The sequence below is a fragment of the Actinomadura sp. NAK00032 genome (assembly GCF_013364275.1).
Classification (GTDB): Bacteria; Actinomycetota; Actinomycetes; order Streptosporangiales; family Streptosporangiaceae; genus Spirillospora.
Window position 1 is genome coordinate 7,923,980 of sequence record NZ_CP054932.1, and the last position, 25,971, is coordinate 7,949,950.

General features: G+C 72.3%; 25 protein-coding genes. 7 read left to right on the top strand and 18 right to left on the bottom strand.

Annotation, left to right across the window (positions count from 1 at the left end; all coding sequences use genetic code 11):
- Nucleotides 1-171: 171 nt before the first annotated feature.
- Entirely contained in the window at nucleotides 172-630 is a 459-nt protein-coding gene (locus tag HUT06_RS36360) for a VOC family protein (RefSeq protein ID WP_176199853.1), read from the bottom strand.
- A gap of 228 nt (nucleotides 631-858) precedes the next feature.
- Nucleotides 859-2,733 carry an ABC transporter ATP-binding protein gene (locus HUT06_RS36365; RefSeq protein WP_217711601.1) on the bottom strand — a complete coding sequence of 625 codons (1,875 nt, stop codon included), beginning with the start codon at nucleotides 2,731-2,733 and terminating at the stop codon, nucleotides 859-861.
- A gap of 132 nt (nucleotides 2,734-2,865) precedes the next feature.
- Between HUT06_RS36365 and HUT06_RS36370 the strand changes: the two genes are divergently transcribed.
- Nucleotides 2,866-4,023: an aminotransferase class V-fold PLP-dependent enzyme gene (locus tag HUT06_RS36370; protein WP_254715571.1), complete on the top strand. Its 1,158-nt coding sequence runs from the start codon at nucleotides 2,866-2,868 to the stop codon at nucleotides 4,021-4,023.
- Nucleotides 4,024-4,124: 101 nt separating this feature from the next.
- Here HUT06_RS36370 and HUT06_RS36375 read toward each other — a convergent pair whose 3' ends face one another.
- The 4 genes from HUT06_RS36375 to HUT06_RS44930 all read right to left on the bottom strand — a co-directional run bounded on the left by HUT06_RS36375 (nucleotide 4,125) and on the right by HUT06_RS44930 (nucleotide 7,998).
- Nucleotides 4,125-4,544, bottom strand: a complete 420-nt coding sequence (locus tag HUT06_RS36375; protein ID WP_176199856.1) for a CBS domain-containing protein — start codon at nucleotides 4,542-4,544, stop codon at nucleotides 4,125-4,127.
- Between the two features lie 76 nt (nucleotides 4,545-4,620).
- Nucleotides 4,621-5,622: an LCP family protein gene (locus HUT06_RS36380; protein ID WP_176199857.1), complete on the bottom strand. Its 1,002-nt coding sequence runs from the start codon at nucleotides 5,620-5,622 to the stop codon at nucleotides 4,621-4,623.
- 2 nt (nucleotides 5,623-5,624) lie between these two features.
- Complete coding sequence (locus HUT06_RS36385; RefSeq protein WP_176199858.1) at nucleotides 5,625-6,206, bottom strand: RNA polymerase sigma factor; 582 nt, start codon at nucleotides 6,204-6,206, stop codon at nucleotides 5,625-5,627.
- Between the two features lie 1,462 nt (nucleotides 6,207-7,668).
- Nucleotides 7,669-7,998 carry a hypothetical protein gene (locus HUT06_RS44930; protein ID WP_254715572.1) on the bottom strand — a complete coding sequence of 110 codons (330 nt, stop codon included), beginning with the start codon at nucleotides 7,996-7,998 and terminating at the stop codon, nucleotides 7,669-7,671.
- A 441-nt stretch (nucleotides 7,999-8,439) separates the two neighbouring features.
- On the opposite strand from HUT06_RS44930, the gene HUT06_RS44935 reads away from it, so the two are divergent.
- Entirely contained in the window at nucleotides 8,440-9,732 is a 1,293-nt protein-coding gene (locus HUT06_RS44935) for a D-alanyl-D-alanine carboxypeptidase family protein (protein WP_254715573.1), read from the top strand.
- A gap of 17 nt (nucleotides 9,733-9,749) precedes the next feature.
- Here the strand turns inward: HUT06_RS44935 and HUT06_RS36395 are convergent, their stop codons facing one another.
- The 6 genes from HUT06_RS36395 to HUT06_RS36420 all read right to left on the bottom strand — a co-directional run bounded on the left by HUT06_RS36395 (nucleotide 9,750) and on the right by HUT06_RS36420 (nucleotide 15,927).
- Complete coding sequence (locus HUT06_RS36395; protein ID WP_176199860.1) at nucleotides 9,750-11,174, bottom strand: aspartate aminotransferase family protein; 1,425 nt, start codon at nucleotides 11,172-11,174, stop codon at nucleotides 9,750-9,752.
- Nucleotides 11,164-12,558: an MFS transporter gene (locus HUT06_RS36400; protein ID WP_176199861.1), complete on the bottom strand. Its 1,395-nt coding sequence runs from the start codon at nucleotides 12,556-12,558 to the stop codon at nucleotides 11,164-11,166. Before HUT06_RS36400 ends, HUT06_RS36395 begins: the two co-directional genes overlap by 11 nt.
- A complete protein-coding gene (locus HUT06_RS36405; RefSeq protein ID WP_176199862.1) occupies nucleotides 12,555-13,163 on the bottom strand; it encodes a TetR/AcrR family transcriptional regulator in 609 nt (202 codons plus the stop codon). The genes HUT06_RS36400 and HUT06_RS36405 overlap by 4 nt, the downstream gene beginning before the upstream one ends.
- Before the next feature lie 32 nt (nucleotides 13,164-13,195).
- Entirely contained in the window at nucleotides 13,196-14,416 is a 1,221-nt protein-coding gene (locus HUT06_RS36410; RefSeq protein ID WP_254715574.1) for a CdaR family transcriptional regulator, read from the bottom strand.
- A 205-nt stretch (nucleotides 14,417-14,621) separates the two neighbouring features.
- On the bottom strand, nucleotides 14,622-15,251 hold the full coding sequence (locus HUT06_RS36415; protein ID WP_176199864.1) for a LysE family translocator: 630 nt from the start codon (nucleotides 15,249-15,251) through the stop codon (nucleotides 14,622-14,624).
- Nucleotides 15,252-15,318: 67 nt separating this feature from the next.
- Nucleotides 15,319-15,927: a TetR/AcrR family transcriptional regulator gene (locus HUT06_RS36420; protein WP_176199865.1), complete on the bottom strand. Its 609-nt coding sequence runs from the start codon at nucleotides 15,925-15,927 to the stop codon at nucleotides 15,319-15,321.
- A gap of 220 nt (nucleotides 15,928-16,147) precedes the next feature.
- Here HUT06_RS36420 and HUT06_RS36425 point away from each other — a divergent pair, with 220 nt between their 5' ends.
- Nucleotides 16,148-17,311, top strand: coding sequence for a cytochrome P450 (locus HUT06_RS36425; RefSeq protein ID WP_176199866.1), 1,164 nt, complete (start codon nucleotides 16,148-16,150; stop codon nucleotides 17,309-17,311).
- A gap of 94 nt (nucleotides 17,312-17,405) precedes the next feature.
- Complete coding sequence (locus HUT06_RS36430; protein WP_176199867.1) at nucleotides 17,406-17,747, top strand: hypothetical protein; 342 nt, start codon at nucleotides 17,406-17,408, stop codon at nucleotides 17,745-17,747.
- 33 nt (nucleotides 17,748-17,780) lie between these two features.
- Here HUT06_RS36430 and HUT06_RS36435 read toward each other — a convergent pair whose 3' ends face one another.
- Together HUT06_RS36435 and HUT06_RS36440 are read right to left on the bottom strand one after the other, a co-directional pair.
- Nucleotides 17,781-18,839 (bottom strand): hypothetical protein, encoded by a 1,059-nt coding sequence (locus HUT06_RS36435; RefSeq protein WP_176199868.1) that lies wholly within the window; start codon nucleotides 18,837-18,839, stop codon nucleotides 17,781-17,783.
- Nucleotides 18,840-19,021: 182 nt separating this feature from the next.
- The gene (locus HUT06_RS36440; RefSeq protein ID WP_176199869.1) at nucleotides 19,022-19,780 is read right to left on the bottom strand and encodes an AraC family transcriptional regulator; all 759 of its coding nucleotides are present in this window, start codon (nucleotides 19,778-19,780) and stop codon (nucleotides 19,022-19,024) included.
- A gap of 125 nt (nucleotides 19,781-19,905) precedes the next feature.
- On the opposite strand from HUT06_RS36440, the gene HUT06_RS36445 reads away from it, so the two are divergent.
- Nucleotides 19,906-21,000 (top strand): pyridoxamine 5'-phosphate oxidase family protein, encoded by a 1,095-nt coding sequence (locus tag HUT06_RS36445; RefSeq protein WP_176199870.1) that lies wholly within the window; start codon nucleotides 19,906-19,908, stop codon nucleotides 20,998-21,000.
- 86 nt (nucleotides 21,001-21,086) lie between these two features.
- Nucleotides 21,087-22,019, top strand: coding sequence for an NAD(P)-dependent oxidoreductase (locus tag HUT06_RS36450; protein ID WP_176199871.1), 933 nt, complete (start codon nucleotides 21,087-21,089; stop codon nucleotides 22,017-22,019).
- Here the strand turns inward: HUT06_RS36450 and HUT06_RS36455 are convergent.
- The 3 genes from HUT06_RS36455 to HUT06_RS36465 all read right to left on the bottom strand — a co-directional run bounded on the left by HUT06_RS36455 (nucleotide 21,977) and on the right by HUT06_RS36465 (nucleotide 24,470).
- On the bottom strand, nucleotides 21,977-22,606 hold the full coding sequence (locus HUT06_RS36455; RefSeq protein WP_176199872.1) for a dienelactone hydrolase family protein: 630 nt from the start codon (nucleotides 22,604-22,606) through the stop codon (nucleotides 21,977-21,979). The two genes, HUT06_RS36450 and HUT06_RS36455, sit on opposite strands and share 43 nt — an antisense overlap.
- A 104-nt stretch (nucleotides 22,607-22,710) precedes the next feature.
- Nucleotides 22,711-22,971 (bottom strand): hypothetical protein, encoded by a 261-nt coding sequence (locus HUT06_RS36460; protein WP_176199873.1) that lies wholly within the window; start codon nucleotides 22,969-22,971, stop codon nucleotides 22,711-22,713.
- A 14-nt stretch (nucleotides 22,972-22,985) separates the two neighbouring features.
- The gene (locus HUT06_RS36465; protein ID WP_176199874.1) at nucleotides 22,986-24,470 is read right to left on the bottom strand and encodes an NAD(P)/FAD-dependent oxidoreductase; all 1,485 of its coding nucleotides are present in this window, start codon (nucleotides 24,468-24,470) and stop codon (nucleotides 22,986-22,988) included.
- Between the two features lie 134 nt (nucleotides 24,471-24,604).
- Here HUT06_RS36465 and HUT06_RS36470 point away from each other — a divergent pair, with 134 nt between their 5' ends.
- Nucleotides 24,605-25,201 carry a TetR/AcrR family transcriptional regulator gene (locus tag HUT06_RS36470; RefSeq protein WP_176199875.1) on the top strand — a complete coding sequence of 199 codons (597 nt, stop codon included), beginning with the start codon at nucleotides 24,605-24,607 and terminating at the stop codon, nucleotides 25,199-25,201.
- Nucleotides 25,202-25,208: 7 nt separating this feature from the next.
- Here the strand turns inward: HUT06_RS36470 and HUT06_RS36475 are convergent, their stop codons facing one another.
- Nucleotides 25,209-25,424, bottom strand: a complete 216-nt coding sequence (locus HUT06_RS36475; protein ID WP_176199876.1) for a MerR family DNA-binding protein — start codon at nucleotides 25,422-25,424, stop codon at nucleotides 25,209-25,211.
- Nucleotides 25,425-25,971: the final 547 nt, after the last annotated feature.

Sequence of the window (25,971 nt, forward strand, 5' to 3'; positions counted from 1 at the left end):
CGTCCCCGTCAGCCCCCAGAGCGGGCGCACTCGCCCCAGCCGGCCCGAGCCACTCCCCGACGGCGAGAGCGATCACCCTGCCCCCAGCCAGTCCTCAAGATCGGCCGCCGTCCCTCTCAGCCCGCTCCCGGTGGGGGCCGGATCGGCCGGCTCGCTCCCCGTTGGCCCGAGTCAGCTTTCTGGGGTGGCTGGTGGGTCGGCGTAGACGCCGTGCAGCATGCCGGTGGCCTGACCGACCTCGATCAGGTAGTCGTCCGGGTCGCGCATGTAGCAGCGGATCTCGGCCTTGCGGTCGATGGGCTCGGTCAGGAACCGGGCGCCCCGCTCCTTGGCGTACTCGTAGAACGCGGCGATGTCGGCGACGCGCACGTTCATGAAGGACGAGACGGAGTCGCCCGGTTCCGGCGCCGACAGCGTGACGTCGGGTTTGTCCGGAGTGGGCCCGCCGCCGGGGTTCATGATGATCCAGGTGTTGGCGACCTTCACGATGGCGGGGTTCTCCGCCAGGACGACCTCACCGCCGAAGACGTCCGCGTAGAACGCGCGCGAACGCACCACGTCGCGGACGGTGAGGAAATGCGTCAGCACGAGCCCTTCCACGGGCGCGGGCAACCGATCCCGTTCCGCCATGTCTGCCTCCCGTTGATCGACGTCGTCCGGGTCTCAGGTCGTCTCCCAATACCCGGAGCACCGCGTCCCGACCCCTGAAGCACCCCCTTGAAACCCCTGGTCATCTCCCTGGTTCCGGCCCATCTCCCCGGCCCTGAACCCGTGGTGTCCGTTTCGGACGTTCGGACGCGCAGCCCCCGGCCGTGGGCGGGCCGGGGGTGCGGGTACGGGGGGCCGGGGGGGACGGGGTCAGCTGACGGTTTCCAGGGGTGGGTCGTTGGCGAACTGGGTGTTGTAGAGGTCGGCGTAGCGGCCGCCTGCGGTGAGGAGGTCGTCGTGGGTTCCGCGTTCGACGATGCGGCCCTCCTCGATGACCAGGATCTGGTCGGCGGCGCGGATCGTGCTCAGGCGGTGGGCGATGACGACGGCGGTGCGGCCGTCGAGGGCCTCGGCGAGGGCCTCCTGGACGGCGGCCTCGGAGGTCGAGTCGAGGTGGGCGGTGGCCTCGTCCAGGATCACGACCCGCTGGCGGGCCAGCAGGAGGCGGGCGATGGTGAGGCGCTGGCGCTCGCCGCCGGAGAGGCGGTAGCCGCGCTCGCCGACGATGGTGTCGAGACCGTCCGGCAGGCCCCTGATGAGGGCGTCGAGGCGGGCGCGGCGCAGCACGTCCCACAGGTCGTCCTCGGCGGCCTCGGGGCGGGCCAGCAGGAGGTTCTCGCGGATCGACTCGTGGAACAGGTGGCCGTCCTGCGTGACCATGCCGAGGGTGTCGCGGATGCCCTGGAAGGACAGGTCGCGGACGTCCACGCCGCCGAGGCGGACGGCGCCGGAGTCGACGTCGTAGAGGCGCGGCAGGAGCTGCGCGATCGTCGACTTGCCCGCGCCGGACGAGCCGACCAGCGCGACCGTCTGCCCGGGTTCGGCGCGGAACGAGATGCCGTGCAGGACCTCGACGCCGCCGCGCGTGTCGAGGGTCGCGACCTCTTCGAGGGAGGCGAGGGACACCTTGTCGGCGGACGGGTAGCCGAAGCGGACGTCGTCGAACTCGACGGCGACCGGGCCGTCCGGCACGGTGCGGGGCTCGGGCTTCTCGGCGACGAGGGGGTCCAGGTCGAGGATCTCGAAGACCCGCTCGAAGCTGACGAGGGCGCTCATCACCTCGACGCGGGAGCTGGCGAGGGCGGTCAGCGGCGCGTACAGGCGGGTGAGCAGGAGCGCGAGCGCGACGACGGCGCCGGCGTCGAGGTGGTCGCGCAGGGACAGGAAGCCGCCGAGGCCGTAGACGAGCGCGAGGGCCAGGGCGGAGACCATGGTCAGCGCGGTGATGAAGACGTGCTGCACCATCGCGGTGCGGACGCCGATGTCGCGGACGCGGCGGGCGCGGGCGGCGAACTCGGCGGACTCGCGGGCCGGGCGCCCGAACAGCTTCACCAGGGTCGCGCCGGGCGCGGAGAAGCGCTCGGTCATCTGCGTGCTCATCGCGGCGTCGTGCGCGGCGGCCTCGCGTTCGAGCCGCGCCAGGCGGGTGCCCATGCGCCGGGCCGGGAGGACGAAGACGGGCAGCAGGACCAGGGCGAGCAGGGTGATCTGCCACGAGATGCGGACCATCACGGCGAAGGTGAGCAGCACCGTGACCAGGTTGCTGACGACGCCGGAGAGGGTGTCGCTGAAGGCGCGCTGGGCGCCGATCACGTCGTTGTTGAGGCGGCTGACCAGGGCGCCGGTGCGGGTGCGGGTGAAGAACGCGACGGGCATCCGCTGGACGTGGTCGAACACGGCGGTGCGCAGGTCGAGGATCAGCCCCTCGCCGATGCGCGCCGACAGCCACCGGTTGGCGAGCCCGAGGCCGCCTTCGGCCACGGCGAGGACGGCGATGACCACGGCCAGCGCGACGACGGTGGACGTCGCGTCACGGTCGACGATCGCGTTGACGACCCAGCCGGCGAGGACGGGCGTCGCGACCGCGATGACCGCCATCACCACGCTGAGGATGAGGAAGGCGGCCAGCGGCCGCCGGTGCGGGCGGGCGAAGCCGCCGATGCGGCGCAGGGTGGCCTTGGAGAAGGGCCTGCCGTCCTGCGCGTTCATGGCGTGGTGCAGCGACATCCACGCCGTGACCTCCATGTCCACGGATCCCCCTGGTGATCGTTAGCCTGGAACAGCCAGCATGGGACCTCAACAATGGTTGAGGTCAAGTCGTCGCCTGCGGTCAGCATCCCGCGGGGGTACGACATTTCACGGAGGGACGCGCACCACGTGGACATCGAGAGTCTCCGGACCGACACCCCCGGCTGCGCGAAGGTGGCCCATCTCAACAACGCGGGCGCGGCGCTGCCGCCCCGTCCGGTCATCGAGGCCGTCAACGGGCATTTCACGCTGGAATCGGAGATAGGCGGATACGAGGCCGCCGAACAGAACGCGGAGGCCGTCCAGCACTTCTATAACGCCGTGGCAGAGCTGATCGGCGCGCGCGCAGACGAGATCGCCTACGTGGAGAACGCCACCCGGGCCTGGGACATGGCGTTCTACTCGATCCCCTTCGCGGACGGCGACCGCATCCTGACGACGACCTCCGAGTACTCCAGCAACGCGATCGCCTACCAGCAGGTGGCGGCGGCGAAGGGCGCGAGGGTTGACGTCGTCCCCGACGAAGCCGACGGCACCCTCTCACTGGACGCGCTGGAGGCCGAACTCGCCAAGGGCGACGTCCGCCTGGTGTCGCTCAACCACATCCCCACCCAGAACGGGCTCGTCAACCCGGCGGCCGAGGTGGGGCGGCTGTGCCGCGAGCATGGCGTCCTCTACCTCCTGGACGCGTGCCAGTCGGTCGGCCACCTGGCGGTCGACGTCGGCGAGATCGGCTGCGACATGCTCTCGGCGACCGGCCGCAAGTACCTGCGCGGCCCCCGCGGCACCGGGTTCCTGTACGTGCGTCGCGAAATCGTACAGACGCTCGTCCCGCCCTTCCTCGACCTGCACGCCGCCGAGTGGAAGGCACCGGACGGTTTCGCCATGCGCGGCGACGCCCAGCGCTTCGAGACATGGGAGCGGTACGTCGCCGGGCAGATCGGCCTGGGCGTCGCCGCCGACTACGCGGCCCGCCTAGGCATGGCGGAGATCGAGTCCCGCGTGTCCACGCTCGGCACCACACTCCGTGAAGAACTGGCCGACCGCCCTGGTGTCACCGTCCACGACAAGGGGACGCGGCCCTCCGGGATCGTCACGTTCAGCGTGGACGGCCACGAACCCGCCGCCATCAAGGCGGCCGCAAGGGCGCACGGCGTGAACATCAACGTCACGAACCCCGCGTCGCACGGATACGACCCGCACGTCCGTCCTACGGCAGTGCGGGCCTCCGTGCACTACTACAACACCGAGGAGGAGCTGGACCGGTTGTTGTCCGTCCTTCCCTAGTGGAGGCGTGGGCGCGCCCAAGGCCGGAGCATGGGCACCGGTAGCGGCCTCCGGGCACGCCCACTGGTCACGTCTTGGACCGGGTCACGTGTTGAACCGCGTCACGTGTTGGAGCGGGCGGCGCTGATGTCCGCGAGCGCCGACCGGGAGTCGTTCTCGATCGCCAAATCGCCGATGGACACGATGCCCACGGGGCGGCCGTCCTCCATGACGGGCAGCCGGCGCACCGACCGCTCCCGCATGATCTGCGCGGCCTTGTCCAGGGAGTCGTCGGGGCCGACGGTCGCCGTCACCCGGCTGGCGATGCCGCCGATCTTCGCCTGGGACGGGTCGCCGCCGGCGGCGAGGCCGCGGATGACCAGATCCCGGTCGGTGACCACGCCCTGCAGGTCGTCGCCCTCCGCGACCAGCACCGCGCCGATGTCCTCATCGCGCATCGCCCGCGCCACCGTCACGATGTCGAGTTCCGGGGACACCGACGTCGGCGAGCCCGTCATGATTTCGCGGATCTTCGTGGCCATCGATCACTCCTTGACCTCGTGATTCGTTCCTGGGGGCCCGGGATGACTCGGGCCTACCCGACAGGAACGGGATCACTCATGACGTCCGGAACGCGGCGAACATCCGCTCGGCGCCCGCCCGGTCCCACTCCAGCCGGTTCGGGTCCTGCCGCGCGGGATGCACCGGAACCGTGTCGAACGTGATCGAACCGCCCTTGCCGAAGCTCTCGGCGAGCAGCCGCAACTCCCCGGGCTTCAGCCCCGGCGTCGCCTCGACCGAGCCGGCGACCGCCGAGAGGAACCGCGCCAGCCGCACCGGATTCCCGGTCGCGCGCTCCCGCACCTGCCGCACCAGCGCCTCCAGGAACTGGTGCTGCCGCTCGATGCGCGCGAGATCGGACCCGTCCCCGAGGCCGTACCTCGACCGGACGTAGGCCAGGGCCGTCCGCCCGCTCAGCCGGTGCCTGCCCGCCCGCAGCTTCAGCCCCGCCTTCACGTCGGCGACCGGCGCGGGCAGCGTCAGCTCGACGCCGCCGAGCGCGTCCACGATGCCCTTGAACCCGTTGAAGTCGAGCAGCACCGTCCGGTCGATCCGGACGTTCGCCAGCGACTCCAGCGTCTTCACGACGCACCCGGTCCCGCCCGCCGGGAACACCGAGTTGATCAGCCCCCGGCGCGCCGGGAGGACCGCCCCGTCGGCCGTCTTGCACGCCGGAATCCGCACCAGGGAGTCGCGCGGGACGCTCACCGCGCGGACGCGCTTCCGGTCGGCCGCGACGTGCACCACCATCATCGTGTCCGAACGCGGATGCGCGGCCCGGCGCCCGTCCACTCCGAGGAGCAGCACGTTGAACCCGCTCCCCGGCGGGGCCGACTTCGCCGCCACCGGCTTCGCGTCCCGCCCGTGGAAGACCACCGCCGGGACGAGGATCGCCGCCGCCGTCACGGCCGCGACCAGGCCGAGCAGCGTCCACCTTCCGAGGCCGCGCCGCCGCGGCTTGGCCTCCTCCAGCAGCCGGTTCCGCTGCCGGGCCAGCGACGCGGGCGGCTCGTGCTCCAGGTCCCGGCCGAGGTCGCGGATCAGATCCAGGTCGTCCATGCTCACGCCTCCTCACGCGTCGGGTCGGTGTCGCCCAGCGCGGCGCGCACCTTGCGCCGGGCGCGGTTGAGCCGGGAGCGGACCGTCCCGACCGGGACGCCGAGCGCCCGCGCCACCTCCTCGTAGGCCAGATCGCCCCACGCCACCAGCAGCAGGACGTCCAGGTCCCGCCGCGGCAGCCCGGACAGCGCCGCCGCCAGCGCGGGCCGCGTCGCCGACGCCGTCACCCCCGCCGCGACCCGCTCAGCGGGCCCCTCGACCGGACCGTCCACAGGGCTGCGCCGCAGCGCCCGGTAGCGCGCGGCCTCCGCCCGGTGGTGCCGCGCCACCAGCTTCGTCGCGATGCCGAACAGCCACGGCCGCGCGTCCTGCTGCGCCAGGTCGTAGCGCTGCCGCTTGCTGAACGCGACGAGGAACGTCTCTCCGACGACGTCCTCGGCGGCCTCGGGCCCCAGCCTGCGCGAGACGTACCGGTACAGCATCGCGGAATACCGGTCGAACAGCGCGGCGAACGCCTCGGGATCGGCGAGCGAACCCTCGATGAGGGCGGCATCGCTGTCCTGAGCCGTCGGGGGTACGGTCATCGCCACCACCATGGCATGCGCACCGGGCCTTCCCGTGTGGGGACGTTGTCGGAGATGTATCTCCGCGAGGCCCCGTCCGGGTTCACGGACACGGCGGCCAAGGACGCGAACCACCCCGAACCTTCCCGGTAAACTGCGCGTCCTTCACTATGCGCGGCGTTGTCGGGGGGACGGCTCCGCCTGCCTGCCGGGGGTTCGAGTCGAGGAGGGCCGGGACGTGGACGACGACGCCGAGCGGGAACCGGACGCATCCGGCACCGGGGACGAGCAGGACCCGTCCCGCACCGCCACGGCAGAGTTCCCCGTCCCCGCGAAGGCCGACCTGACCCAGCCGGAGATCGCGCTTCCCCGCCCCGGAGAGAAGCCGCCCGTCTGGTACGTCCAGTTCCCGACCCCTCAGCCGACCGAGGACGAGCCGTCCGCCGAGGAAGACGAGCCGTCCTCCCCGAAGGGCAGCCCACAGGAACCCCGCGCCACGCCCACCCCTGAAGCACCCTCTGACGAGGCAGACGAGGAACCGGCCGTCGAGGAACACCAGCCCGAGCCGCCCTCCACCCCCGACGAACAGCACTCCGCTCAGACCGAGGCACGTCCGCCCCAGACGGGAACGCAACAACCCTCCGACGAGGCATCTCCCCCACAGGACGAGGACCGTCCCGCCCAGCCGCAGCCACCACAGAAAGAGACACGGCCGGCCCAGAGCGAAGCACGCCCGTCCGAAGACGACGCGAGCCAGGCCGAGACGCAGCCGATCCCACACGACCGGCGCGTGACACAAGAGCAACCGGCACGCCCCCAAGCCGAAGAACGCAAGCCCGCCGCAGAGTCAAGCCCGTCCCCCAGCGAGCCCCCACAAGCCGAAACGCGCACGCCGCAGCACGAACGCCGCCCACAGGCAGAGGCACGCCCGCCGCAGACCGAGGCGCGGTCGCCCCAAGACGCCCCACGCGCGTCGCAAGAACGACCGGCCCGTCCCCAGGGCGAAGCAGGCTCACCAGGCGCGGAAGCAGAACCAACCCACGTCGAGCCGCCACCGGCGCGGCCAACTCAAGCCGAAACGCGCACGGCCCAGCGCCAAGAACACCGCCCGCAGGGTGAGGCGCGTCCGCCACAGACCGAGGCGCAGCCGCCCCAAGACGCCCCGCGCGCATCACAGGAGCGGCCGGCACGTCCCCAGGGTGAAGCACGTCCGCCCCACGCGGAAGCGCGCTCAGCACAAGGCGAGCAGACACCGGCGCCGCCGTCCCAAGACGAAACACGCGCACCGCAGCGCGGACAACGTCGCCCGCAGGGAGAAGTACCGCCGCCGCAGACGCAAGCGCGGCCACCGCAAGACGACGTGCGCGCATCGCAGGAGCGGCCGGCACGTCCCCAGGGAGAAGCACGTCCGGCCCGCTCCCAAGCCCGTCCCGTCCACGGCGAGCCGCAACCAACGCAGCCGCCGCAAGACGACCCGCGCGCATCACAGCGCGGGCAGCACCGCCCGCAAAGAGAAGCGCAGGCGCCGCAGGCCGAAGCGCGACCGGCCCGAGACGACGTGCGCGCATCGCAGGAGCGGCCGGTACGTCCCCAGGGCGAGGCACGTCCGGCCCGTCCCGAAGCCCGTCCGGTCCACGGCGCGCCGCCACCGGCGCCGCCGTCCCAAGGTGAAACGCGCGCACCACAGCGCGGACAACGTCGCCCGCAGGGAGAAGTACCGCCGCCGCAGACTGAAGCGCAGCCGCCGCAAGGCGACCCGCGCGCGTCGCAGGAGCGGCCAGCGCGGCCACAGGGTGAGGTGTGGTCGCCCCATGGGGAAGTGCGGCCGGTGCGTGGCGAGTCGGTACCGGGGCGGGCGGTTCCAGGTGAAGCGCGTGCGCCGCAGCGTGGTCCTCAGGGAGGGGCGCGGCCGGTGCGTCCTCATGGGGAAGCGCGGCCGGGAGAGGGTGAGTCGTCGGCGGCTCGGCCGTTGCCTGGTGCGGGTTGGTGGACGGAAGACGACGGGCGGCAGGGCGAGGCTTGGCGTGGTCAGCCGGGTGAGGCTCCTTCTGCCGAAGGTAGGGGTTGGCCGCCTCAGAGTGATGCGAATGCCACGCGGGTCGAGGCTCTGCCGTCGTGGGGTGAGGCGCGGGGGTCCGGGGAGTGGGGCTCTGAGGTCGGGCGGGCGCCGCATGGTGGGGCCGGGGTGCGGGAGCGGCCCGGTGAGCCTCAGTGGGGGCAGGAGGCTTCGGTCACTCGGGCCGAGCGGCTGCCGGTGCGGGAGTCCGGAGAGTATCCGGCGGCGCGGTCGTCGGGGCAGTGGAGCGTGCCGTGGGACGGGAGTCCGCCGGAGGCACCGGAGGCGCCCGCGAAGACGCGGCGGGGGCGGCGCTGGCTCATCGTGCTCGTGGCGGTGGTCGTGCTGGTCGCCGGGGTCGCCACCGGGCAGCTGGTGCGGCCGGTGCCGGAGCCGACGATCGAGCTGGCGATCGCGTCCAGCCACGCGTTTCCGGGGCAGGCGCCGCGGCTGCCGTGGCCTTCGGCGGGGCAGTCCGCCGTCTATGTGGACGGCCTCGGGAGCATGGGGGCGTCGGGCGGGTCCGCGCCGACGCCGACGGCGAGCGTCGCGAAGGTGATGACGGCGTACGTGTACCTGCGCGACCATCCGCTGAAGGCGGGTGAGCCGGGGCCGGTGCTGACGGTGTCGCCGGAGGCGGCGGCGCAGATCCCGATGCGCCGCAAGCGGGAGGAGTCGCTGCTCGGCGTCACCGCGTACCAGAAGCTGACGCAGCGCAAGGCCCTGGAGGCGCTGCTGATCATCTCGGCGAACGACGTCGCGCACGAGCTGGCGCGCTGGGATTCGGGCGACGAGCAGGCGTTCGTGGCGAAGATGAACGCGGCGGCGGCGCAGCTCGGCATGACGGCGACGCACTACACCGATCCGAGCGGCTACGACTCCGGCACCGTGAGCACGGCCGCGGACCAGGTGAAGCTGCTGAAGGCGGCGATGGGCCTGCCGGAGTTCGCGGAGATCGTGAACAACCGGACGTACGTGCCGGACGGCGCCGGCCAGGTGCGGGAGGGCGGCAATTTCCTGCTCGGGCAGTACGGCATCGTCGGCGGCAAGACCGGCTACACCGATGCTGCGGGCGGCAACTTCGTGTTCGTCGCGCGCAAGACCGTCCAGGGTGTGGAGACGCTGATCGTCGGCGCGGTGATGGGGCAGCGGTCGCCGAGTGCGGCGGGTGCCGTGAGCGCGGCGGGACGGCTCGTCGCCGCGGCCGAGGGCGCGCTGACCGCGGTGACGCTGGCGAAGAAGGGGGCGCGGGTCGCGCGGGTCGACGACGGGCTCGGCGGGACGACACCGCTGCACGCCGCGGCGCCGGTCACGGTGGTCGGCTGGCCCGGCCTGACCGTGCAGGTCGGCGTGGAGGGCGAGCCGCCGCACCGGGGCGCCGCGGGCGAGCAGGTCGGCACCGTGACCGCCGGGGCGGGGACGGTTCCGCTCCGGCTCGGTCAGGTGCTGGACGAGCCGTCCTATCTGAAGCGCCTCATCCGGCTCGGCTAGGCGTCACACGTACAGGGTCACGCGTACAGGGCTGACAGGAAGCGGATCAGCAGGGACTCGCGGGTCGCGGGCGGCAGGGCGTCCAGGATGGCGTTGACCACGGCCATCTCCGGGTCGCCGCCGCCCGACAGGTCGACGCCGACGGAGGCGAGGAGGCCGGCGAAGCCTGCGTCGTCGAGGCTGTCGAGGTCGAGGTCGGCGAGGGCGTCGACCAGTTCGGCGGGGACGTCCGGCGGTCCGGCGGCGCGGGCGGCGTCGGTGGCGGCGGTGAGCGCGCCGAGGAGCGCGTCGACGTCGCTGACGCCGGTGACGGTGAAGTGCAGGTTCGGCGGGATGCCCTGGTAGGAGAGCTGCGGCTGGAAGAACCAGCCGCGCCGGCGGGCCTCGTCGGCGATGGTGAAGACGTCCAGCCCGGGGTCGGTCGAGGCGACCGCGACGAGTGGCGCGACCGGGTCGCCGAGGACGCGCAGGCCCGGAATGCCGGCGACGCCCGCGCTGAGGCGTTCCGCCGACTTCATGGCATTCTCGGCGAGGTCGCGGTAGCCCTGCGCGCCGACCGCGTTGAGGGTGGCCCAGGCGGCGCCGAGCGGTCCGGCGCTCTTGCTGCTCTGGACGGTCGCGTTGATGACGGTGTATCCCGGCCATTCGGCGGACGCGAAGTAGGCGGCGCGGCGGTGCGACTCGTCCGCGAACAGGACGACCGAGGCGCCCTTCGGCGTGTACCCGTATTTGTGCAGATCGCAGGAGATGGACGTCACGCCGGGCACGGACAGGTCGAACGGCGGGACGTCACGGCCCGCGTCCCGCAGCCAGGGCAGCACCCAGCCGCCGACGCACGCGTCCACATGGCAGGGGACGCCGGCCTGCGCGGCGATCGCCGCGATCTCCGGGACCGGGTCCATGGTCCCGTGCGGGTAGGACGGCGCCGACGCGACGACGAGCGCGGTGCGGGGCGTCAGCGCGGCGGCGGTCGCGGCGGGGTCGGCGCGGTACTCGGCGTCCACCGGCACGTGCACGACCTCCATGCCGAGGTAGTGCGCGGCCTTGTGGAACGCGGGGTGCGCCGTCGCCGGCAGGACGATCTGCGGCCGTCCCCCGACCGGGTGCGCGTCCCGCGCCGCCTTCACCGCCAGCATGATCGACTCGGTGCCGCCGCTGGTGAAGACGCCCGAGCCGCCGCCGAGCTTGGCCGCGACGAACCCGACGACCTGCCGCTCCAGCGCGACGATGCTGGGGAACGCCGTCGGGTCGAGGCAGTTGACCTCCAGCATCTCCTGGTAGGCGGTGGCGGCGAGGTCGTGCACGGGCTCGCGCCCGGTGTCGTAGACGTAGGCGGTGACCTTGCCGCCGCGGACGGGCAGGTCCGCGTCCCGCAGCCGGGCGAGTTCGGCGAGCAGGTCGGCGGCGGGGCGGCCCGCCTCGGGGAGGTGCTCAGACGGCATGTTCGGGTGTTTCCTCTAGGGGTCGGCGCCCGGTCGCCCGCCGGAACGCGAGCAGGGGCGGAACGCTGATCAGCAGCAGCAGGGCGGGGACGAGGGAGAACCCGGCGCTCAGCCCGGTGAGGGCCGAGTCCGGCTGGACGACCGGCGTGTCCAGGTCGGCGGAGCGGAACGACGTCGCGGCGAGGATCAGCGCGAACACGCCGGGCCCGAGGGCGAGCGCGCCGGTCTCGGCGGCGGTGTAGAGGCCGGTGAACGCTCCGGACTGGGCGTGCCCGGTTCGTCCGGTGTCGGCGTGGACGGTCTCCGGCAGCAGCACCAGCGACAGCAACTGCATGGCCGCGTAGCAGACGCCGACCATGCAGGCGAACGGGAGCAGGGCCGCGGTGGAGCCGAGGGCGGGGTACATCGCGGCGGCCGTCGCCGCGAACATCAGCACGCCCGCGATGTAGCACTCGACGACGCCGTACTTGCGGGACAGCCACCGCCACAGCGGCACCGCGAACGCGCTGGGCCCGACCATGCAGACGAACATCGCGGACGTCAGCCCGTAGTCGTCCAGCCGGTAGGTCGCGACGTACGGGGCGCCGGCCAGCATGATCCCGACGGCGAGGATCTGCGCGACGGACGCGCTGAGCAGCAGGAAGAACGGCCGGTTGCCGCGCGCGGTGCGCAGCGCGGCCACCAGCCCGAGCGGGCGCGGCCCGGGCCGGGACGGGATCCACCGGTTCGCCAGCGCGCTCGCGATCATCGCGGCGCCCATGGCGAGCCCGACGACGGCGCCCATCAGCGCGTATCCGGCGCGTCCGCCGCCGGCCGCGTCGGTGAGGGCGGGGGCGAGGCCGCCCGCGATGAGGATGCCGAGCGTCAGGCAGACGACCCGCCACGCCATCGCGCGGCCACGCTCGGACGGGTCGGCGGAGATCTCGGCGGGCAGCGCCACGTACGGGACCTGGAAACAGGCGAACGCGGTCGCGGCCAGCAGGAACGCGACGCCGGCCCAGACGGCGGCGAGATTCGGCGAGTCGCCCGGCACGGCGAACATGGCGGCGAACAGGAGCGGCAGGGTGACGGCGCCGAGCAGCAGCAGCCGGGTGCGGCGGCCGGTGCGGACGGCCTCGCGGTCGCTCGCGGCGCCGACGACCGGGTTGAGCAGCACGTCCCACGCCTTGGGGACGACCAGCACGGCCCCGGCGATCGCCGCCGAGACGCCCAGGACGTCGGTGAGGTAGTACAAGAGCAGCAGCCCGGGGACGGCGGAGAAGACGCCGGTGCCGACCGAGCCGACGCCGTAGCCGAAGAGCCGCCGCCGGGAGAGCGCGGCCGCGGGATCGCCGGACGGGGGGTGCGCGGCAGGGGGGACGGCCGCCGGGGGGAGGTCCGTCATCCGCCGACCCGGTCCGGGACGCCGATCGCCAGCGCGACGGTGCGGCGCATGTGGCGGCGGAACCGGGCGACGGCCTGCGGGTCGTCGATGCCGTGGCGGTGCCCGTCGGTGTCCAGGACGCCGCCGTTGCCGAACCCGTGGGTGCACCAGACGACCGTCCACACGACGTAGTCGACGTCGACGTCGTCGGGGACGACCTTGCGGGCGGCCTCGGTGACCATCTGCATCAGCGGCCGGACGTACTGCTCCTCAAGGTGGACGACGTCGCTCGCGTCCGACAGCCAGCGGTGCATCCACAGCGCGGGGATCTCCGGCCGCTCCATGCAGAACTCGACGTAGGCGTCGACGAGGGAGAGCAGCCCCTCGGCGTCGGGTGTGATCTGGGTGAGGGCCCCTTCCAGGGCGGTTCGCTCGACCTCGTGGGCACGTTCCATCACGGCGAGGTACAGGTCGCGCTTGCCGCCGACGTGGTAGGCGACGGTGGCGACGTTGAGCCCGGCCGCCTCGGCGATCATCCGGGTGGACGTCCCGTCGTAGCCGAGCGCGGCGAACAGCCGGGTGGCGGCCTCCAGGATCCGTTCTCGACCCGATTCGCTACTGGCCATAGCCTCAAGCTAGGCGCTGCCCTCGATCCCCGTCAATCGTTTGATTGATCGCTCGGCGGCTCGGTGAGCCACACGGTCAGCACCATCTCCATTTCCAGCCGCGCCTCCGGGTCGTACAGCTTCTCGCCGAAGAGCTCCTCCAGCTGGTGCAGCCGGTACCGGACGGTCTGCGGGTGGACGTGCAGGCGGTGCGCGACCTCGGTGGCGTTGAACCCGTTCTGCAGGCACGACAGCAGCGTCCGCATCAGCCGCTCCCGGTGCCGGGGCCGGACCTCGCGCAGCGGCGCGAGCCGTAAGTCGGCGACCGCCCGCACCAGCTCCTCGTCCTTGAACACCACCAGCGCCGGCATGTGGTCGGCGCAGCGGATCAGCCGGTCGGACGGCAGGACGCCGCGGCGCGCGAGCGGCAGCGCGTCCCGCGCCCAGCGCAGCGACTTCGCCGCGTCCTCGGTGCGGACGGTCGGGCCGAGCGCGGCGACCCAGTCGCGCAGCGCCGACTCCAGCATGCGGCCCCGGCCGGGGCCCTCCGGGTCGGGGACGAGCAGGCACGGCTCGCGGCGGTTGACGTCGGCGAGCACGTCCGGCGGCAGCGACGGGTGCGAGAACGGCTGCCGGCCCCGCTCGTACAGGACGACCGCGGCGACGGTGCGGGGCACCCGCCACTGCGCGAGCCGGGCGAGGTCGGCGACGGCCTGCGCGGCGGCGGGCGGCTCGGCGAGCAGCAGGTCCAGCAGCCGGCGGCGGCGGTGCTCCAGCTCGCCGGCCTCCTGCGCGCGGGCCCTGGTGTAGCCCTCGGTGGCGGCGCGGGCGATCTCGTCCAGGAACGCGAAGATCGCCTCGGCGATGCTGGCGAGGGTGCGGCGGGAGATGTTGTACCGCTCGGACTCGGCGGCGAGCCGCCGCCAGGCGACCCGGGCGCCGAGCCGCAGCGAGGTCTGCAGGATGTCCAGGCTGCGGCCCTCGCGGGCCTCGGCCCAGCCGATCTCCCGGTAGACGGCGGCGACCGGCTCCCAGGAACTGGCCGGGTCCATGATCAGATCGACGAACTGGCGGAGCGCGCCCTCGACGGCGAGCCGGACCAGCCGCGCGTACTCCTCGTCCTGCGGGCGGGAGTACTCGGGGATCCCGGCGAGGATCTCCTCGATCATCTCCTCGGCGAGCGCCTCCAGATGGGGCCGGAAGACGGTGGACAGCTCGCTCGGCACGCCGGCCCAGGGCTTCAGCGGGGAGCGGTCCTCAAGCGTCGTGGTCACCGTTCGCACCTCCCGACTCGGAAGCTACAGACGGCCGGCCGCGCGGGCTGCACGACCGGCTACGCATTGCGGGGCCGCGCTTATCAGCGGATTGACAATCCCGGCGCGGCGGCTCGGGCCGGAAGCTCGGCCTGACGACTCAGGTCACAACTCGGGCCGACAACTCAGCCTGGCGACCCCGGCCGGGCGGCTCAGGCGCGGCGGCTCATGCGCGGCGGGTGGTCGGTCCGGTCAGGACGGCGCCCGCGCCCAGGCCCAGGTAGATCAGGCTGGTCGCGTACCGCTGGCGCCGCCGGAACGCGGGACGGGTCCGCAGCCAGCCGCCGATCGACCCGGCGGCGACCGCGTACCCGAGGTCGACGACGAGGCCGATCAGCACGAGGACCAGGCCCATCACGGCGATCTGCAGCGGCACGGCGCCCGCGTCCCGGTCGACGAACTGGGGCAGGAAGGCCAGGAAGAACAGCACGACCTTCGGGTTCAGGACGTTCACCAGCGCGCCGTCCAGGTAGACGCGGCGGATCGGGCGCGGCCGGAGCCGCGTCTCGGCCAGGTCGTCGCCGCCGCGGAACGTCCGGTAGGCGAGGTAGAGCAGGTAGGCGGCGCCCGCGTAGCGCAGGAAGCCGAAGGCGGTCGCGGAGGCGGCGACGACCGCGGACAGCCCGGCCGCGGCGGCGGCGATGTGGACGAGCGTCCCGGTCTCGACGCCGAGCGCGGACGCGACCCCGGCGCGGCGGCCCTCACCGATGCTGCGCGCGGTGATGTAGAGGTGGTTCGGGCCGGGGATGGCGACCAGCGCCAGCGCGGCCAGCAGGAACAGCGGCAGATTGGTCACGGCAGCACGCTAGGAGGCGCGATGGTCCTGCCTCCAGATCCAATCAGCCCGGGAAAGTGTGGACCAATCAGCCGGGCGTGGCGGAGAGCGCGCCGGCCAGCACGAGGCGTCCGGCCGTCCGGACCATGGTGGCGACGTCCTCGACGGGCTGCCGCAGCGACGCGAGGCTGATCAGCCCGGCGAGCAGGATGTGCCCGAGGACGAGCTCGACGTCCTCGCGCTCGGGCACCGGGTCGCCGATCGCGGCCGACAGCCGGTCGCGCAGGTACTGGAACAGGATGGTGCGGGCGTCGTCGACGCTGGAGTCGTCCGAGGTCACCGCCTGGATGATGGCGGACGTGAGGGTCGGCTCCTGCGCCGCGACGTACACGATGCGCTCCAGCAGCGCGGTGAGCCGCTCCAGCTGGGTGTCGCCGACCGCGAGCGCGTCGATGTCGTCGGTGACATGGTGCGCCCAGGCCGCCGCGACCTCGGTGAGCAGGTGGTCCTTGGTGGCGAAGTAGCGGTAGACGGTGGCGCGGGCGACCCCGGCCCGGTCCGCCACGTCGTGCATGGTGACGGCGGGATAGCCGCCCTCGAGCGCGAGCTCCCTCGCCGAGTCGATCAGCCGCTCGCGCCGTGCCTGCTGGTCCTTGCTCAGCGTCCGCGTCACGGTGAACCGCACGTCGCCGCTCAAAACGCCTCCTCGCTGTGGCCGCCCCCATTGTTCCGCACATTGGTCCCGAACGCGTGCACCGAGGCCCTTCGTTCCCTTTACCGCCCGCGCCCGCCGGGTCACCATAGACCTAGCACTTGCTTGGGTGAGACGTTAGTCTAGATTCGCGTCTTTCCTGCTGCCGGCCGCATGCCGCACTCCCCACGAGCCCCTGTCCGCAGCGTTTTCCGAGGAGTGAGCCATGGACATCGACCTTCTCGACGGCGAGATGTACGCCACCGACCCCTGGTCCGTCTACGCGCGCCTGCGCGCCGAGTCCCCGGTCTACCACGACGCGGAGAACGGCCTCTGGGGCGTGTCCCGCCACGCCGACGTGTTCGCCGCCGAACGCAACCCCCGCGTCTGGACGAACTCCGGCGGGTACCGGCCGCAGCTGCCGTCCGACCCGTCCATGATCGGGCAGGACGACCCGGAGCACGCACACCGCCGCCGCATGGTCTACCAGCGCTTCACGCCGCGCGGCGTCGCCCGCTACGAGGAGCGGATCCGCGCCACCGCCGTCGACTGCGTCACCACGGCGCTGGACGCGGGCACCGTGGACGCCGTCCCGGCGCTGGCCGCTCCCCTGCCCGCCCGCGTCATCGGCTGGCTCCTCGGCTTCCCGGAGGACGCGTGGCCGCAGCTCGTCCACTGGTCGGCGACGGCCGTCTACGCGGGCGGCGGGCAGCGCTACATCACCGACGACGCGACGATCGCCGCCGGGGAGTACGCGCTCGCCGTCCTCGACATGGCCAAGGACCGGCGCGCCTGCCCGACCGACGACCTGCTGTCCATCTGGTCGAACGCGGGCCCGGACCAGCCCGCCTACGACGACGAGCACCTCGCCCACGAGGCGCTGCTCCTGTTGGTCGGCGGCGCCGAGACGACCCGCACCGTCATCGCGACCGCGCTGGACGCACTGATCCGGCATCCGGACCAGTGGCGGAGGCTGCGGGACGACCCGTCCCTCATCCCGAACGCCGTCGAGGAGTTCGTCCGCTGGACGACCCCGATCCTCAACATGTGCCGGGTCGCCGCGACGGACGCCGAGATCGCCGGCGTGAAGATCCCGGCGGGCGAGCAGATCCTGCTGATGTACGGGTCGGCGAACCGCGACGAGGCCGTCTTCGACGATCCGGACGTCTTCGACGTGACCCGCCGCCCCGGCGACCACATCGCCTTCGGCCTCGGCCCCCACTTCTGCCTGGGCGCGTCCCTGGCCCGGCTGGAGCTGCAGATCTTCTTCGAGGAGTTCATCGCCCGCGTCGCCACCGCCGAATGGGCCGACGACGAGGGCCCCCGGATCCTCCGCAACGCCTTCGTCCGCGGCGTCACCGAGTTCCCCGTGACCCTCACGGCGCGGTGAGCCCGGGGCGGTCTGCGGGTGCTGGACGGTCTGTCGGTGCCGGGCGGTCTGTCGGTGGCGCGGGTTCTGTCGGTGGCGCGGGTTAAGGTCGCCCATGAGCGAATCGAGCCCTCGGACCGTCACGTTGCGGAGCGTCCGGGACGAGAAGGGGCTCCGGCACCTGTCCGCCACCCGCAACGCCGCGGGCGAGATCGTCCTGAAAGGCCAGGACCTGGGCAAGGGCGTCAGCGAGGTCTTCGGCCCGGACATCACCGAGTACGAGTGGGAGCATCTCGTCGCGGCCCCCGACGCGGCCCGGCTCCTGCGCGCTCTCGGCGGCGGGCCGGGCGACGACGTCCTCGACCTGCTGCCCACGGGGCCGGGCGCCGACGTCTACGGCCTGCTGGCCGAGCACGAGATCGAATACCGGACGCTCTTCTCCCGCCTCGGCGACTGACCCCGGCCGGCGGTCGGTGATCGTTCGCCGGGGTCAGCGGCGGCGGGTGAAGCGGTCGCGGACCTCCCAGGAGAAGACGATCGCGCTGAGCGCCGTGCCGAGGATGCCGGAGGCGGTCAGCAGCCGTCCGGGGCCCCCAGACGGGAGGAACAGACCGGCGGCGGTCACGGTCAGGCAGACCAGGATCGTCGCGGACGCGTACTTCGCGATCGCGGTGACGCGGCTGCGGAAGCTCCAGTCCGGCAGGGAGACCTGCGCCAGCGACCGCGGCCGGTAGCGCTGCAGGTAGGCCGCGAGCGCCCGGCAGGCCAGGGCCGTGTAGTACGCCTGGGCCTGCTGCGAGCCGTTGTAGAGGGGCTGCTCGGTGGGCCAGCTCCCGGTGCGGGTGACCTGCCGCGACATCAGCCAGCGCACCGCGCCGTGGACGACCGGCCGCAGCTCTGGGTCGTTGCTGAGCACGTCCGACCGGGAGCAGTTCAGGACGAAGTAGCTCGTCTCGGCGACCGAGCCGTTGAGATGGTGGCAGCCGTTGTTCTCGCGGAGGGAGCGGGCGACCTTCTCGCGGTCCAGCATCGCCGGGTCGGCGGCGCCGGCCCGCTCCAGCGCGGCGAACGCCCACACCGCCGGGGTGACGTCGACGTCGCCCATGGCCAGCAGGTCGCGGACCTGGTCGACGTACCGCTCGTCGCCGTCGGTCCCCTGGCCGAGGTTGGCCAGGCAGTCGAGGAGGAACGCGGGGTAGTTGAGGCGGCGGTCCAGCCGGACGCCGTCGTCGATCGCCGTCCGGACGGCCCGCAGGTCGTGCTCGATCAGGGCTTCGGGGACACCGGAGCGGTAGAGCTCCGAAAGGGGGCCGAGCCGCCAGAAGTAATGGCTGGAACCGGCCGCGAGTTCGGGGCGCATGAGCCAGGCCATGGCGCGCCGGATCACGGCGTGGTCGCCCTCGAAACCGCAGGCCGCGAACGCGCGGGCCCCGTGGGCGGTGGCCGAGAGGCGGGAAAGGCCCTCGGCGTCCGACCAGTGCCCGTCCCGTTCTTGATCGCGTTCGAGCCAGAGCAGCCCGCGCCTTATCGCCGACGCCACCTCGTCCATGGGTCTCCAGAACCTGTCCGTTCCTGCGGCGGAAAGCCACAAGGGTATCGGGACACAGGGCGCGCGTTCGATTAATCGGGACTTCGGGCGGATGGGCGCGTTCGCGTGTGCGGAGAAGTGCGGAGTGCGGAGGCTTACCCCCGAGAGACAAACCACAAAAGCGAAATATGCCGACTAAATGCTCATTCCTTTGGCGGCGCGCCGGCACCTTGGTAGATGCTCGGATGCTGGCCGGTGACGCGGTGGAACGCCTCGGCGAAGGCACCGGGTTTGCGGTATCCGACGGCGCGGGCGGTCGCGCCGACGGACTTGCCCCGCGCGAGATGGGTGAGCGCGGCCCGGACCCGGACGAGGGTGCGCCACTGCGCGAACGTCATGCCGGTCTCCCGGTCGAACAGCCGCGTGATCGTCCGGACGCCGGTGCTGGTCGCGTGGGCCCAGGCGGCGAGGTCGCGCGGATCGGCCGGGTCGGCGAGGAGCGCTTCGGCGATCGTCCGGACGCGCGGGTCCTCGGGGATCGGCACGTGGAAGGCGGTGCTGGGCACGGGTTCGAGCAGCGCGAGCAGCAGCGACTCGGCGGCGGCGCGCGCCCGGGCGGCGCCGCCGTCGAGGTGGACGATCAGTTCGCGGAGCAAGGGCGTGACCAGGACGCCGGTGGGCTCGGCCCAGGTGATCGGGCAGCCGTTCCTGCTCAGCACGACGGCGTAGCCGTATCCCGCGCGGCTGACCTCGAACCGGTGGGGGCAACCGGCGGGGATCCAGAGCGCGTGGGTCGGCGGCACCAGCCAGTCGCGCTCGCCGGTGCGCAGGGAGACGGTGGCCGTGGCCGACCACGTGATCAGGTGCTCGTCGGGGTGCTGGTGCTGCTCGGCGAGGGCGCCCTGGTCGAAGTACGCGCCGCCGATGACCAGCAGCGGCGGCGGCGCCTGGACGTCCGCCATCCGCCCTCCCTTCGCACTTGGCCGGTTCGCGGACATGGTTGGCCACATGCCGCTCTCCGGCCACCCTAGCGTTGCTTTTACCAAGCGTTGCTTTTCATTCAACGCCCCTCCGCACGGGAGTACTAATGCGCAAGGTGACGACGGTGGAAGCCGTCGAGGCACTCATAGGCCGGACGCCGCAGATGGTCCTGCTGAAGGTGGCCGACGCCCTCGATGACGGATGCAGGAGCGTCCTGGCCCATTCACCGATCGCGGGCATCGGTTTCCGCGACGACGCGGGAGTTCCGCATACGACGCTCGTCGGCGGGGCCCCGGGATTCGCGCGGGTGGAATCGTCCAGCCGGCTTTCTTTCGCGATTCCCGCCGGTTCTCCGCAGCCGGTGTTGGGCACCGGCCTGTCGATGATCTTTCTCCTGCCCGGAATCGGGGAGACGCTGCGCCTCAACGGCTCGGCGGCGGAGGTGTCGGGAGGCCGGGTCGCCGTTGACGTGCACGAGACGTGGGTGCACTGCGCGAGATGCGTCCTGCGGTCGGGATTGTGGAAGGAGGCGTCCTCGACTCCCTCGCCAGCGCCGACGCCGCCGACGCCGCCGAGCCGGAACGGCGATGTGCCGGGGCCTCTCGGTCAGCCGGCGGTGGCCGAGTTCCTGTCGAGGACGCCGTTCCTCCTGGTCTCCTCGCGCGATGCCGAAGGACGCGGCGACACCAGCCCCAAGGGCGACCCGCCCGGCTTCGTCCGGATCCTGGACGGCCACACGCTGGCCATTCCGGACAGGAGGGGCAACAAGCGGGCCGACACCTTCCGCAACCTCATGACCTGCGACGAGGTCTCGCTGGCCGCGCTCGTCCCCGGCGGCGAGGACGTCCTGCACATGAGCGGCGGCGCCCACGTGACTGACGACCCGTCGCTGCTGGCGACGATGGCGCTCAAGGGCAAGCCGCCGCACGCGGCCCTGGTCGTCCGCGTCGATCAGGCCGTGATCAGCCCCAACGAGGCGGTCCGCATGTCGGGCATGTGGGACCGATCGAGCCACGTCGACCGCACGCGAGCACCCGACCTGATGCATGTGGCCGCCCAGCACCTCGCCCATAACAAGGGCCAGGGCGCGTCGGCATCGATGACCCGGGCCGTCTCCAAGGGACTCGCCGCGTCGCCCGGGCTCGTCCGCCGCGCCATTGACGCCGGCTACCGGAAGGAGCTCAAGGACGAGGGCTACTGAGAGCGTCCGGAGAGGTTCTGTCACAAACGGGCCGGGCATCTCGTCACTCTTCGTGGAAGCGGAACCCGATAAGGAGAGTGATGGTCATGCGCGTTTTCGTGGCAGGGGGAACGGGTGTCCTCGGCCGGCGGCTGGTGCCGCAGCTGCTGGAGCGCGGCCACCAGGTGACGGGCACGGCGACGAGCGCCGCCAAACTGGGGATGCTGGCGGAGATGGGGGCCGAGGGCGTCGTGATGGACGGCCTCGACGCCGGGTCCGTCAGCGCGGCGGTGGCCGGGGCGCGGCCGGACGTGATCGTCCACCAGATGACCGCGATCTCCGTGGCGCACGCCGGCAAGGCCGACATGAAGCACATGGACCGCTGGTTCGCCGGGACGAACCGGCTCCGCACCGTGGGCACGGACAACCTGCTGGCCGCCGCCGAGGCGTCCGGCGTCCCTCATTTCGTCGCGCAGAGTTACGGCGCCTGGAACGGCGTCCACCAGGGCGGCTGGGTGAAGACCGAGGAGGACCCGCTGGACCCGATGACCGGGACGCCCGCCGAGCCGGGCATGGCGGCGATCCGCCACGTTGAGGAGGCGGTCGGCAAGGTCGGCGGCGCCGTCCTGCGCTACGGCTGGTTCTACGGGCCGGGGGCCATGGACGACCTGGTCGGGCCGGTCCGCAAGCGGCAGTTCCCGGTCGTCGGCGGCGGGCGCGGGCACTGCTCCTGGCTGCATCTGGACGACGCGGCGAGCGCGACCGTGCTGGCCGTCGAGCAGCAGGCCCGCGGCGTGTTCGCCATCGTGGACGACGAACCGGCCCCGGCCGCCGAGTGGCTGCCCTACCTGGCCGAATGCGCGGGGGCGAAGCGGCCGATGCGGGTCCCCGCCTGGCTGGCCCGGCCGCTCGCGGGCGACGTGGCGGTCATGGTGATGACCGAGGGGCGCGGCTTCTCCAACGCCAAGGCCAAGCGGGAACTCGGCTGGGAACTGCGCTACCCGTCCTGGCGCCAGGGCTTCAAGGAGGAACTGGCCTGATTCTCCGGCCGCACGCCGTCGAGAAAGGCCAGGACGCGCTCGGTGAGCAGCGCGGCGGAGGGCTCGTCATAGGACGGCAGGCCGTTGTCGGCGAAAATGTGCTCGGCGCCGGGATAGCGGAAGAGTTCGGCGTCGTCGGCCGTCTCGGCGAGCGCGCGGGCCGCGTCCAGGTCGCCGTCCTCGACGAAGATCTCGTCAGCCTCCATCGCGTGGACCTGCACCGGGACGCCCGCCGGCCACGAGCCGCCGAACTCGGAGACCGGCACGCACGAATGGAACAGCAGCGCGCCTTCGGCCCCCGCTCGCGTCTGCGCCAGCATCTGCGCCGGCAGGACGCCGAGCGAGAAACCCGCATAGACGAGTTCGCGGGAAAGTTCGTCGGCAATGGCGTTGGCTCGTTCGGCGAACCAGTCGAAGAACCCGGCGTCCTGCGCGTATGCCATGCCGTCCGCGAGGCCCTCGAAGACCCGTCCCTCATAGAGGTCGGGAACGTGGACGGTATGCCCCGCCGTCCGGAGCCTGTCGGCGAACGCCTCGACACCGTCCGTCAGCCCGTGCGCGTGATGGAACAACAGAACTTCGGCCATCCGCCGCATCATGCCATTGACGGCGCGTCCTCACCACGGCGGAAGCGGCCTTTCCCCGGTTCGGCTCGAACGGCGGTCGCCGTCCAAGCCGAACCGGGCGCCGTTCAGGCGGAACGGCTCTTGGATACGGTGCGCGCCCCCAGCCAGGCGGCATAGACGGCGGTGCCGACGAGGCCGGCCTTGCGCGTCTTGTCGACGGCCAGGGCCACGCCCAGGGCCAGTTCGGTGGCGCCGTTCCGCTTGATCCAGGCCTGGGTGTCCTGGGGGAACGGCAGCCGGGAGATCGGCTCGAACGCCTTGGGCGCGGCGAAATGCGCGACTCCCGTGGCGGCGAGGACGATGCCGGCGGTGCGGAGAAGGGCCATGAGGGGATTTCCTTTCACCCGGTGAATTCGTAGTCGTCGAGATCGAACGTCCGGCTGCGGCGCAGCACGTGGAACCCGGACTGCGGACGGACGTAAGGCGCGTCGCCGTGCCGGTCGAAGTAATAGGAATTGGCCCGCGCGCAGCTCGGCTGGGCGAGGATGGTGCCCTTCATGCGGTCGCGCATCCGGGCGGTGAAGTCGTCGTGCGGGCGGCGCCTGATCACCATGCGGGCCGCCCGGCGCCGGCGCGCCTCCGCGACGCACCGCACGATGTGGGTGCTGCCCGCCTCGATGATCGAGAACCAGGACGCGCCGGTCACGGTGTACGGGCCGTTCATGAGCCAGAAGTTGGGGGCGAGGGGCGAGGCGACGCCCTCGTAGGTCTGGTAGCGGTGCTCGTCCCAGTGGGCGCCCAGCTCGGTGCCGCCCAGGCCGACGACCGGGAACGCGGGCATCGCACCGATCTCCAGGGTCTTGAAGCCCGTGGCCAGCACGAGCGTGTCGACCGGCCGCTCGCGCCCGTCCCGTGTCACGATCCCGTGCTCGGTGACGCGCTCGATCGGGTCGGTGACCAGGTCGACGTCGTCGCGCATGAACGTGGGGAAGTAGCGGTTGGAGAACGAGGGCCGCTTGCACCCGAAGCCGTAGCGCGGCGTCAGGGCGCGCCGGAGCCGGCGGTCGGGCACCTGGCGGCGCAGGTGCGCGCGGCAGATCAGCTCGGTGCCGCGTACCAGGAACGGCGCCTTGCCGTAGTGCACGATGCCCAGCACCATGATCACCTCGGACGCGACCGTGGTGACCAGCCGGGCGAGCGTCTGGACCGGCGGCGCCGCCCGGAACAGCGCCCGCACCCCGCGCGGCACGGTGAAGTCGATCTTCGGGAACACCCAGATCGGCGTGCGCTGGTAGACGTCCAGATGCGCGGCGACGGGCGCGATCTCGGGGATGACCTGGAGGCCGGACGCACCGGTGCCGATCACCGCGACCCGCTCCCCGCGCAGGTCGTGGCCGTGGTCCCAGCGGGCGGTGTGGATCACCTTCCCGGCGAACGCCTCGATGCCGGGGATGTCCGGGTTCTTGGGCTGGTCGAGCGGCCCGACGGCGCCGATCAGGAACCGCGCGACGATCTCGCCCCGATCGGTGCGGACCCGCCATACGTCGGCGTCCTCGTCGAAGACCGCCCGCTCGACCTTGGTGCCGAGCCGCAAATGCGGCCGCAGCCGGTACTTGTCGGCGCAGTGCTCGGCATAGGCGCGCACTTCCGCACCGGGCGCGAATGCCCGCGTCCAGGACGGGTTCGGCTCGAACGAATAGCAGTACGTGGTGGACGGGATGTCGACGGCGACCCCGGGATAGGTGTTGTGCCGCCACACGCCGCCGACGCTGTCCGCCGCGTCCAGGACGACGAAGTCGCGCACGCCCTTCTGCCGCAGCCGGATGGCGACGCACAGCCCGGAGAAACCGGCGCCGACGATGACCACCTCATGGTCGGGCTCCATCCGGCGCCACCTCCCCCAGCCGAGATACCGACGGTATTTAGAAGTTGGACGAGGTGTCAATACATCCGCCGGCCCCCGCCGCGGCCGGGCAGATACCGTCGGTATCCGAACGCTCACGCCCCTACGATGGCGGAATGGCACGACTGACCAGGGCGGAGAGCCAGGCGCGCACCCGCGAACTGCTGATCGCCACGGCCCGGCGGCTGTTCCTGCGTGACGGGTATCACGCGACCACGCTGGAGAAGGTCGCCGAGGCCGCGTCCTTTTCCAAGGGCGCCGTCTACTCCAACTTCGGCACCAAGGACGAGCTGTGCCGGACGGTCATCGACGCCATCAGGGCCGAGCAGGTGCAGGCCATCATGGACGCCTTCCTCGGCGAGGGCTCCGACGAGGACCGCCTCGCCGTCTTCGAGGCCTGGGCCGAACGCACGATCGGCGACCCCGGCTGGACGTTGCTGGAGGCCGAGTTCGCCATCCACGCCACCCGCCGCGACCCCGAACTGCGCGCCGAGGTCGCCGCCGGCGGCCGCAGCTGGGCCGGGGCCCTCCGCCTCCTGCTGGAAGAGGAGGCCGGCCGCCGCGACCGCCCGCTCCCCCTGCCCGCCGCCGAACTGGCCGACGCCCTCCTCAGCCTCGGCATCGGCCTCGGCCTGCGCCGCGCGGTCGACCCGGCCCTCTCCCCGCACGCCCTGACGAACATGATCCGTCTACTGCTCGCCCACCCGACGTAGCCGCGGTCTAGCGATCGTCGTCGAGGAGGAACGAGGCGAGTGCCTCGCGATTGCGCTGGAGGCCGCCGATACGTCCGTCCAGGGCGGCGAGCTCCCGGTCGAGAAGGTCGCGGATGTCCGCGCACCAGTCGAACTCCGACCCGTCGCCCCGGGTGCACGGGAGCACCGCGCGGATGACCTCGGTGGACAGTCCCGCGTCCAGCAGAACGCGGATCTTCCGCACGGTGTTCTTGAGTGATGACGAAGCCGCCGCCTACGGCGGTACACCGGGCCGCTGAGCGGTGCGTCAGGCGGTGAGTGCGAGGAACTCGGCGGCTGCGGGCACTGTCCGGTGGGTGCGAGGTGGCGGCGGTAGTCGGCCAGTGCGCTGGAGGGGCGGGCGGAGTCGATGCTGCCGTTCTGCTCGCAGGGTTGGCGGGCGATGCCGCACGCTTCATCGATGTGGCCGAGGGCCAGGTGGGCGTCGGCGGCGCGGGTGAGGAACAGTGCGTTGTCGCGGGCGTAGCCGTCAGGATCCGGCGAGCTCGCCTACGTCCATGCGAAAAGCGAGAGCTGCGCCAGAGCACCAGCTAACGCCCCCGCTGAAGGGCGGAACTGTTCAGCGGATCCCGCAGCAGCACGGCAACTCGTCGACGCGGCGGCGGCTGCCGCCCTGGCCCGCTGAGCATGGCGGCCGCTGGGTCCGGCTTGCCCCAGGAAGCTAACTACATTATCTTTATGGCTATGAGAGATAGCCAGCATGCCTAGGGCCGGACTTTCCGCGGCCGCCG

Bases quoted from the DNA above. Each gene is read 5' to 3' on its own strand.
- HUT06_RS36400 (WP_176199861.1), bottom strand. From the start codon at position 12,558: ATGACGGACCTCCCCCCGGCGGCCGTCCCCCCTGCCGCGCACCCCCCG.
- HUT06_RS36470 (WP_176199875.1), top strand. From the start codon at position 24,605: ATGGCACGACTGACCAGGGCGGAGAGCCAGGCGCGCACCCGCGAACTG.
- HUT06_RS36445 (WP_176199870.1), top strand. From the start codon at position 19,906: ATGCGCAAGGTGACGACGGTGGAAGCCGTCGAGGCACTCATAGGCCGG.
- HUT06_RS36440 (WP_176199869.1), bottom strand. From the start codon at position 19,780: ATGGCGGACGTCCAGGCGCCGCCGCCGCTGCTGGTCATCGGCGGCGCG.
- HUT06_RS36360 (WP_176199853.1), bottom strand. From the start codon at position 630: ATGGCGGAACGGGATCGGTTGCCCGCGCCCGTGGAAGGGCTCGTGCTG.
- HUT06_RS36385 (WP_176199858.1), bottom strand. From the start codon at position 6,206: ATGACCGTACCCCCGACGGCTCAGGACAGCGATGCCGCCCTCATCGAG.
- HUT06_RS36450 (WP_176199871.1), top strand. From the start codon at position 21,087: ATGCGCGTTTTCGTGGCAGGGGGAACGGGTGTCCTCGGCCGGCGGCTG.
- HUT06_RS36375 (WP_176199856.1), bottom strand. From the start codon at position 4,544: ATGGCCACGAAGATCCGCGAAATCATGACGGGCTCGCCGACGTCGGTG.
- HUT06_RS36365 (WP_217711601.1), bottom strand. From the start codon at position 2,733: ATGGAGGTCACGGCGTGGATGTCGCTGCACCACGCCATGAACGCGCAG.
- HUT06_RS36425 (WP_176199866.1), top strand. From the start codon at position 16,148: ATGGACATCGACCTTCTCGACGGCGAGATGTACGCCACCGACCCCTGG.
- HUT06_RS36395 (WP_176199860.1), bottom strand. From the start codon at position 11,174: ATGCCGTCTGAGCACCTCCCCGAGGCGGGCCGCCCCGCCGCCGACCTG.
- HUT06_RS36435 (WP_176199868.1), bottom strand. From the start codon at position 18,839: ATGGACGAGGTGGCGTCGGCGATAAGGCGCGGGCTGCTCTGGCTCGAA.
- HUT06_RS36405 (WP_176199862.1), bottom strand. From the start codon at position 13,163: ATGGCCAGTAGCGAATCGGGTCGAGAACGGATCCTGGAGGCCGCCACC.
- HUT06_RS36380 (WP_176199857.1), bottom strand. From the start codon at position 5,622: ATGGACGACCTGGATCTGATCCGCGACCTCGGCCGGGACCTGGAGCAC.
- HUT06_RS36455 (WP_176199872.1), bottom strand. From the start codon at position 22,606: ATGGCCGAAGTTCTGTTGTTCCATCACGCGCACGGGCTGACGGACGGT.
- HUT06_RS36460 (WP_176199873.1), bottom strand. From the start codon at position 22,971: ATGGCCCTTCTCCGCACCGCCGGCATCGTCCTCGCCGCCACGGGAGTC.
- HUT06_RS44930 (WP_254715572.1), bottom strand. From the start codon at position 7,998: ATGGGGCGACCACACCTCACCCTGTGGCCGCGCTGGCCGCTCCTGCGA.
- HUT06_RS36465 (WP_176199874.1), bottom strand. From the start codon at position 24,470: ATGGAGCCCGACCATGAGGTGGTCATCGTCGGCGCCGGTTTCTCCGGG.
- HUT06_RS36430 (WP_176199867.1), top strand. From the start codon at position 17,406: ATGAGCGAATCGAGCCCTCGGACCGTCACGTTGCGGAGCGTCCGGGAC.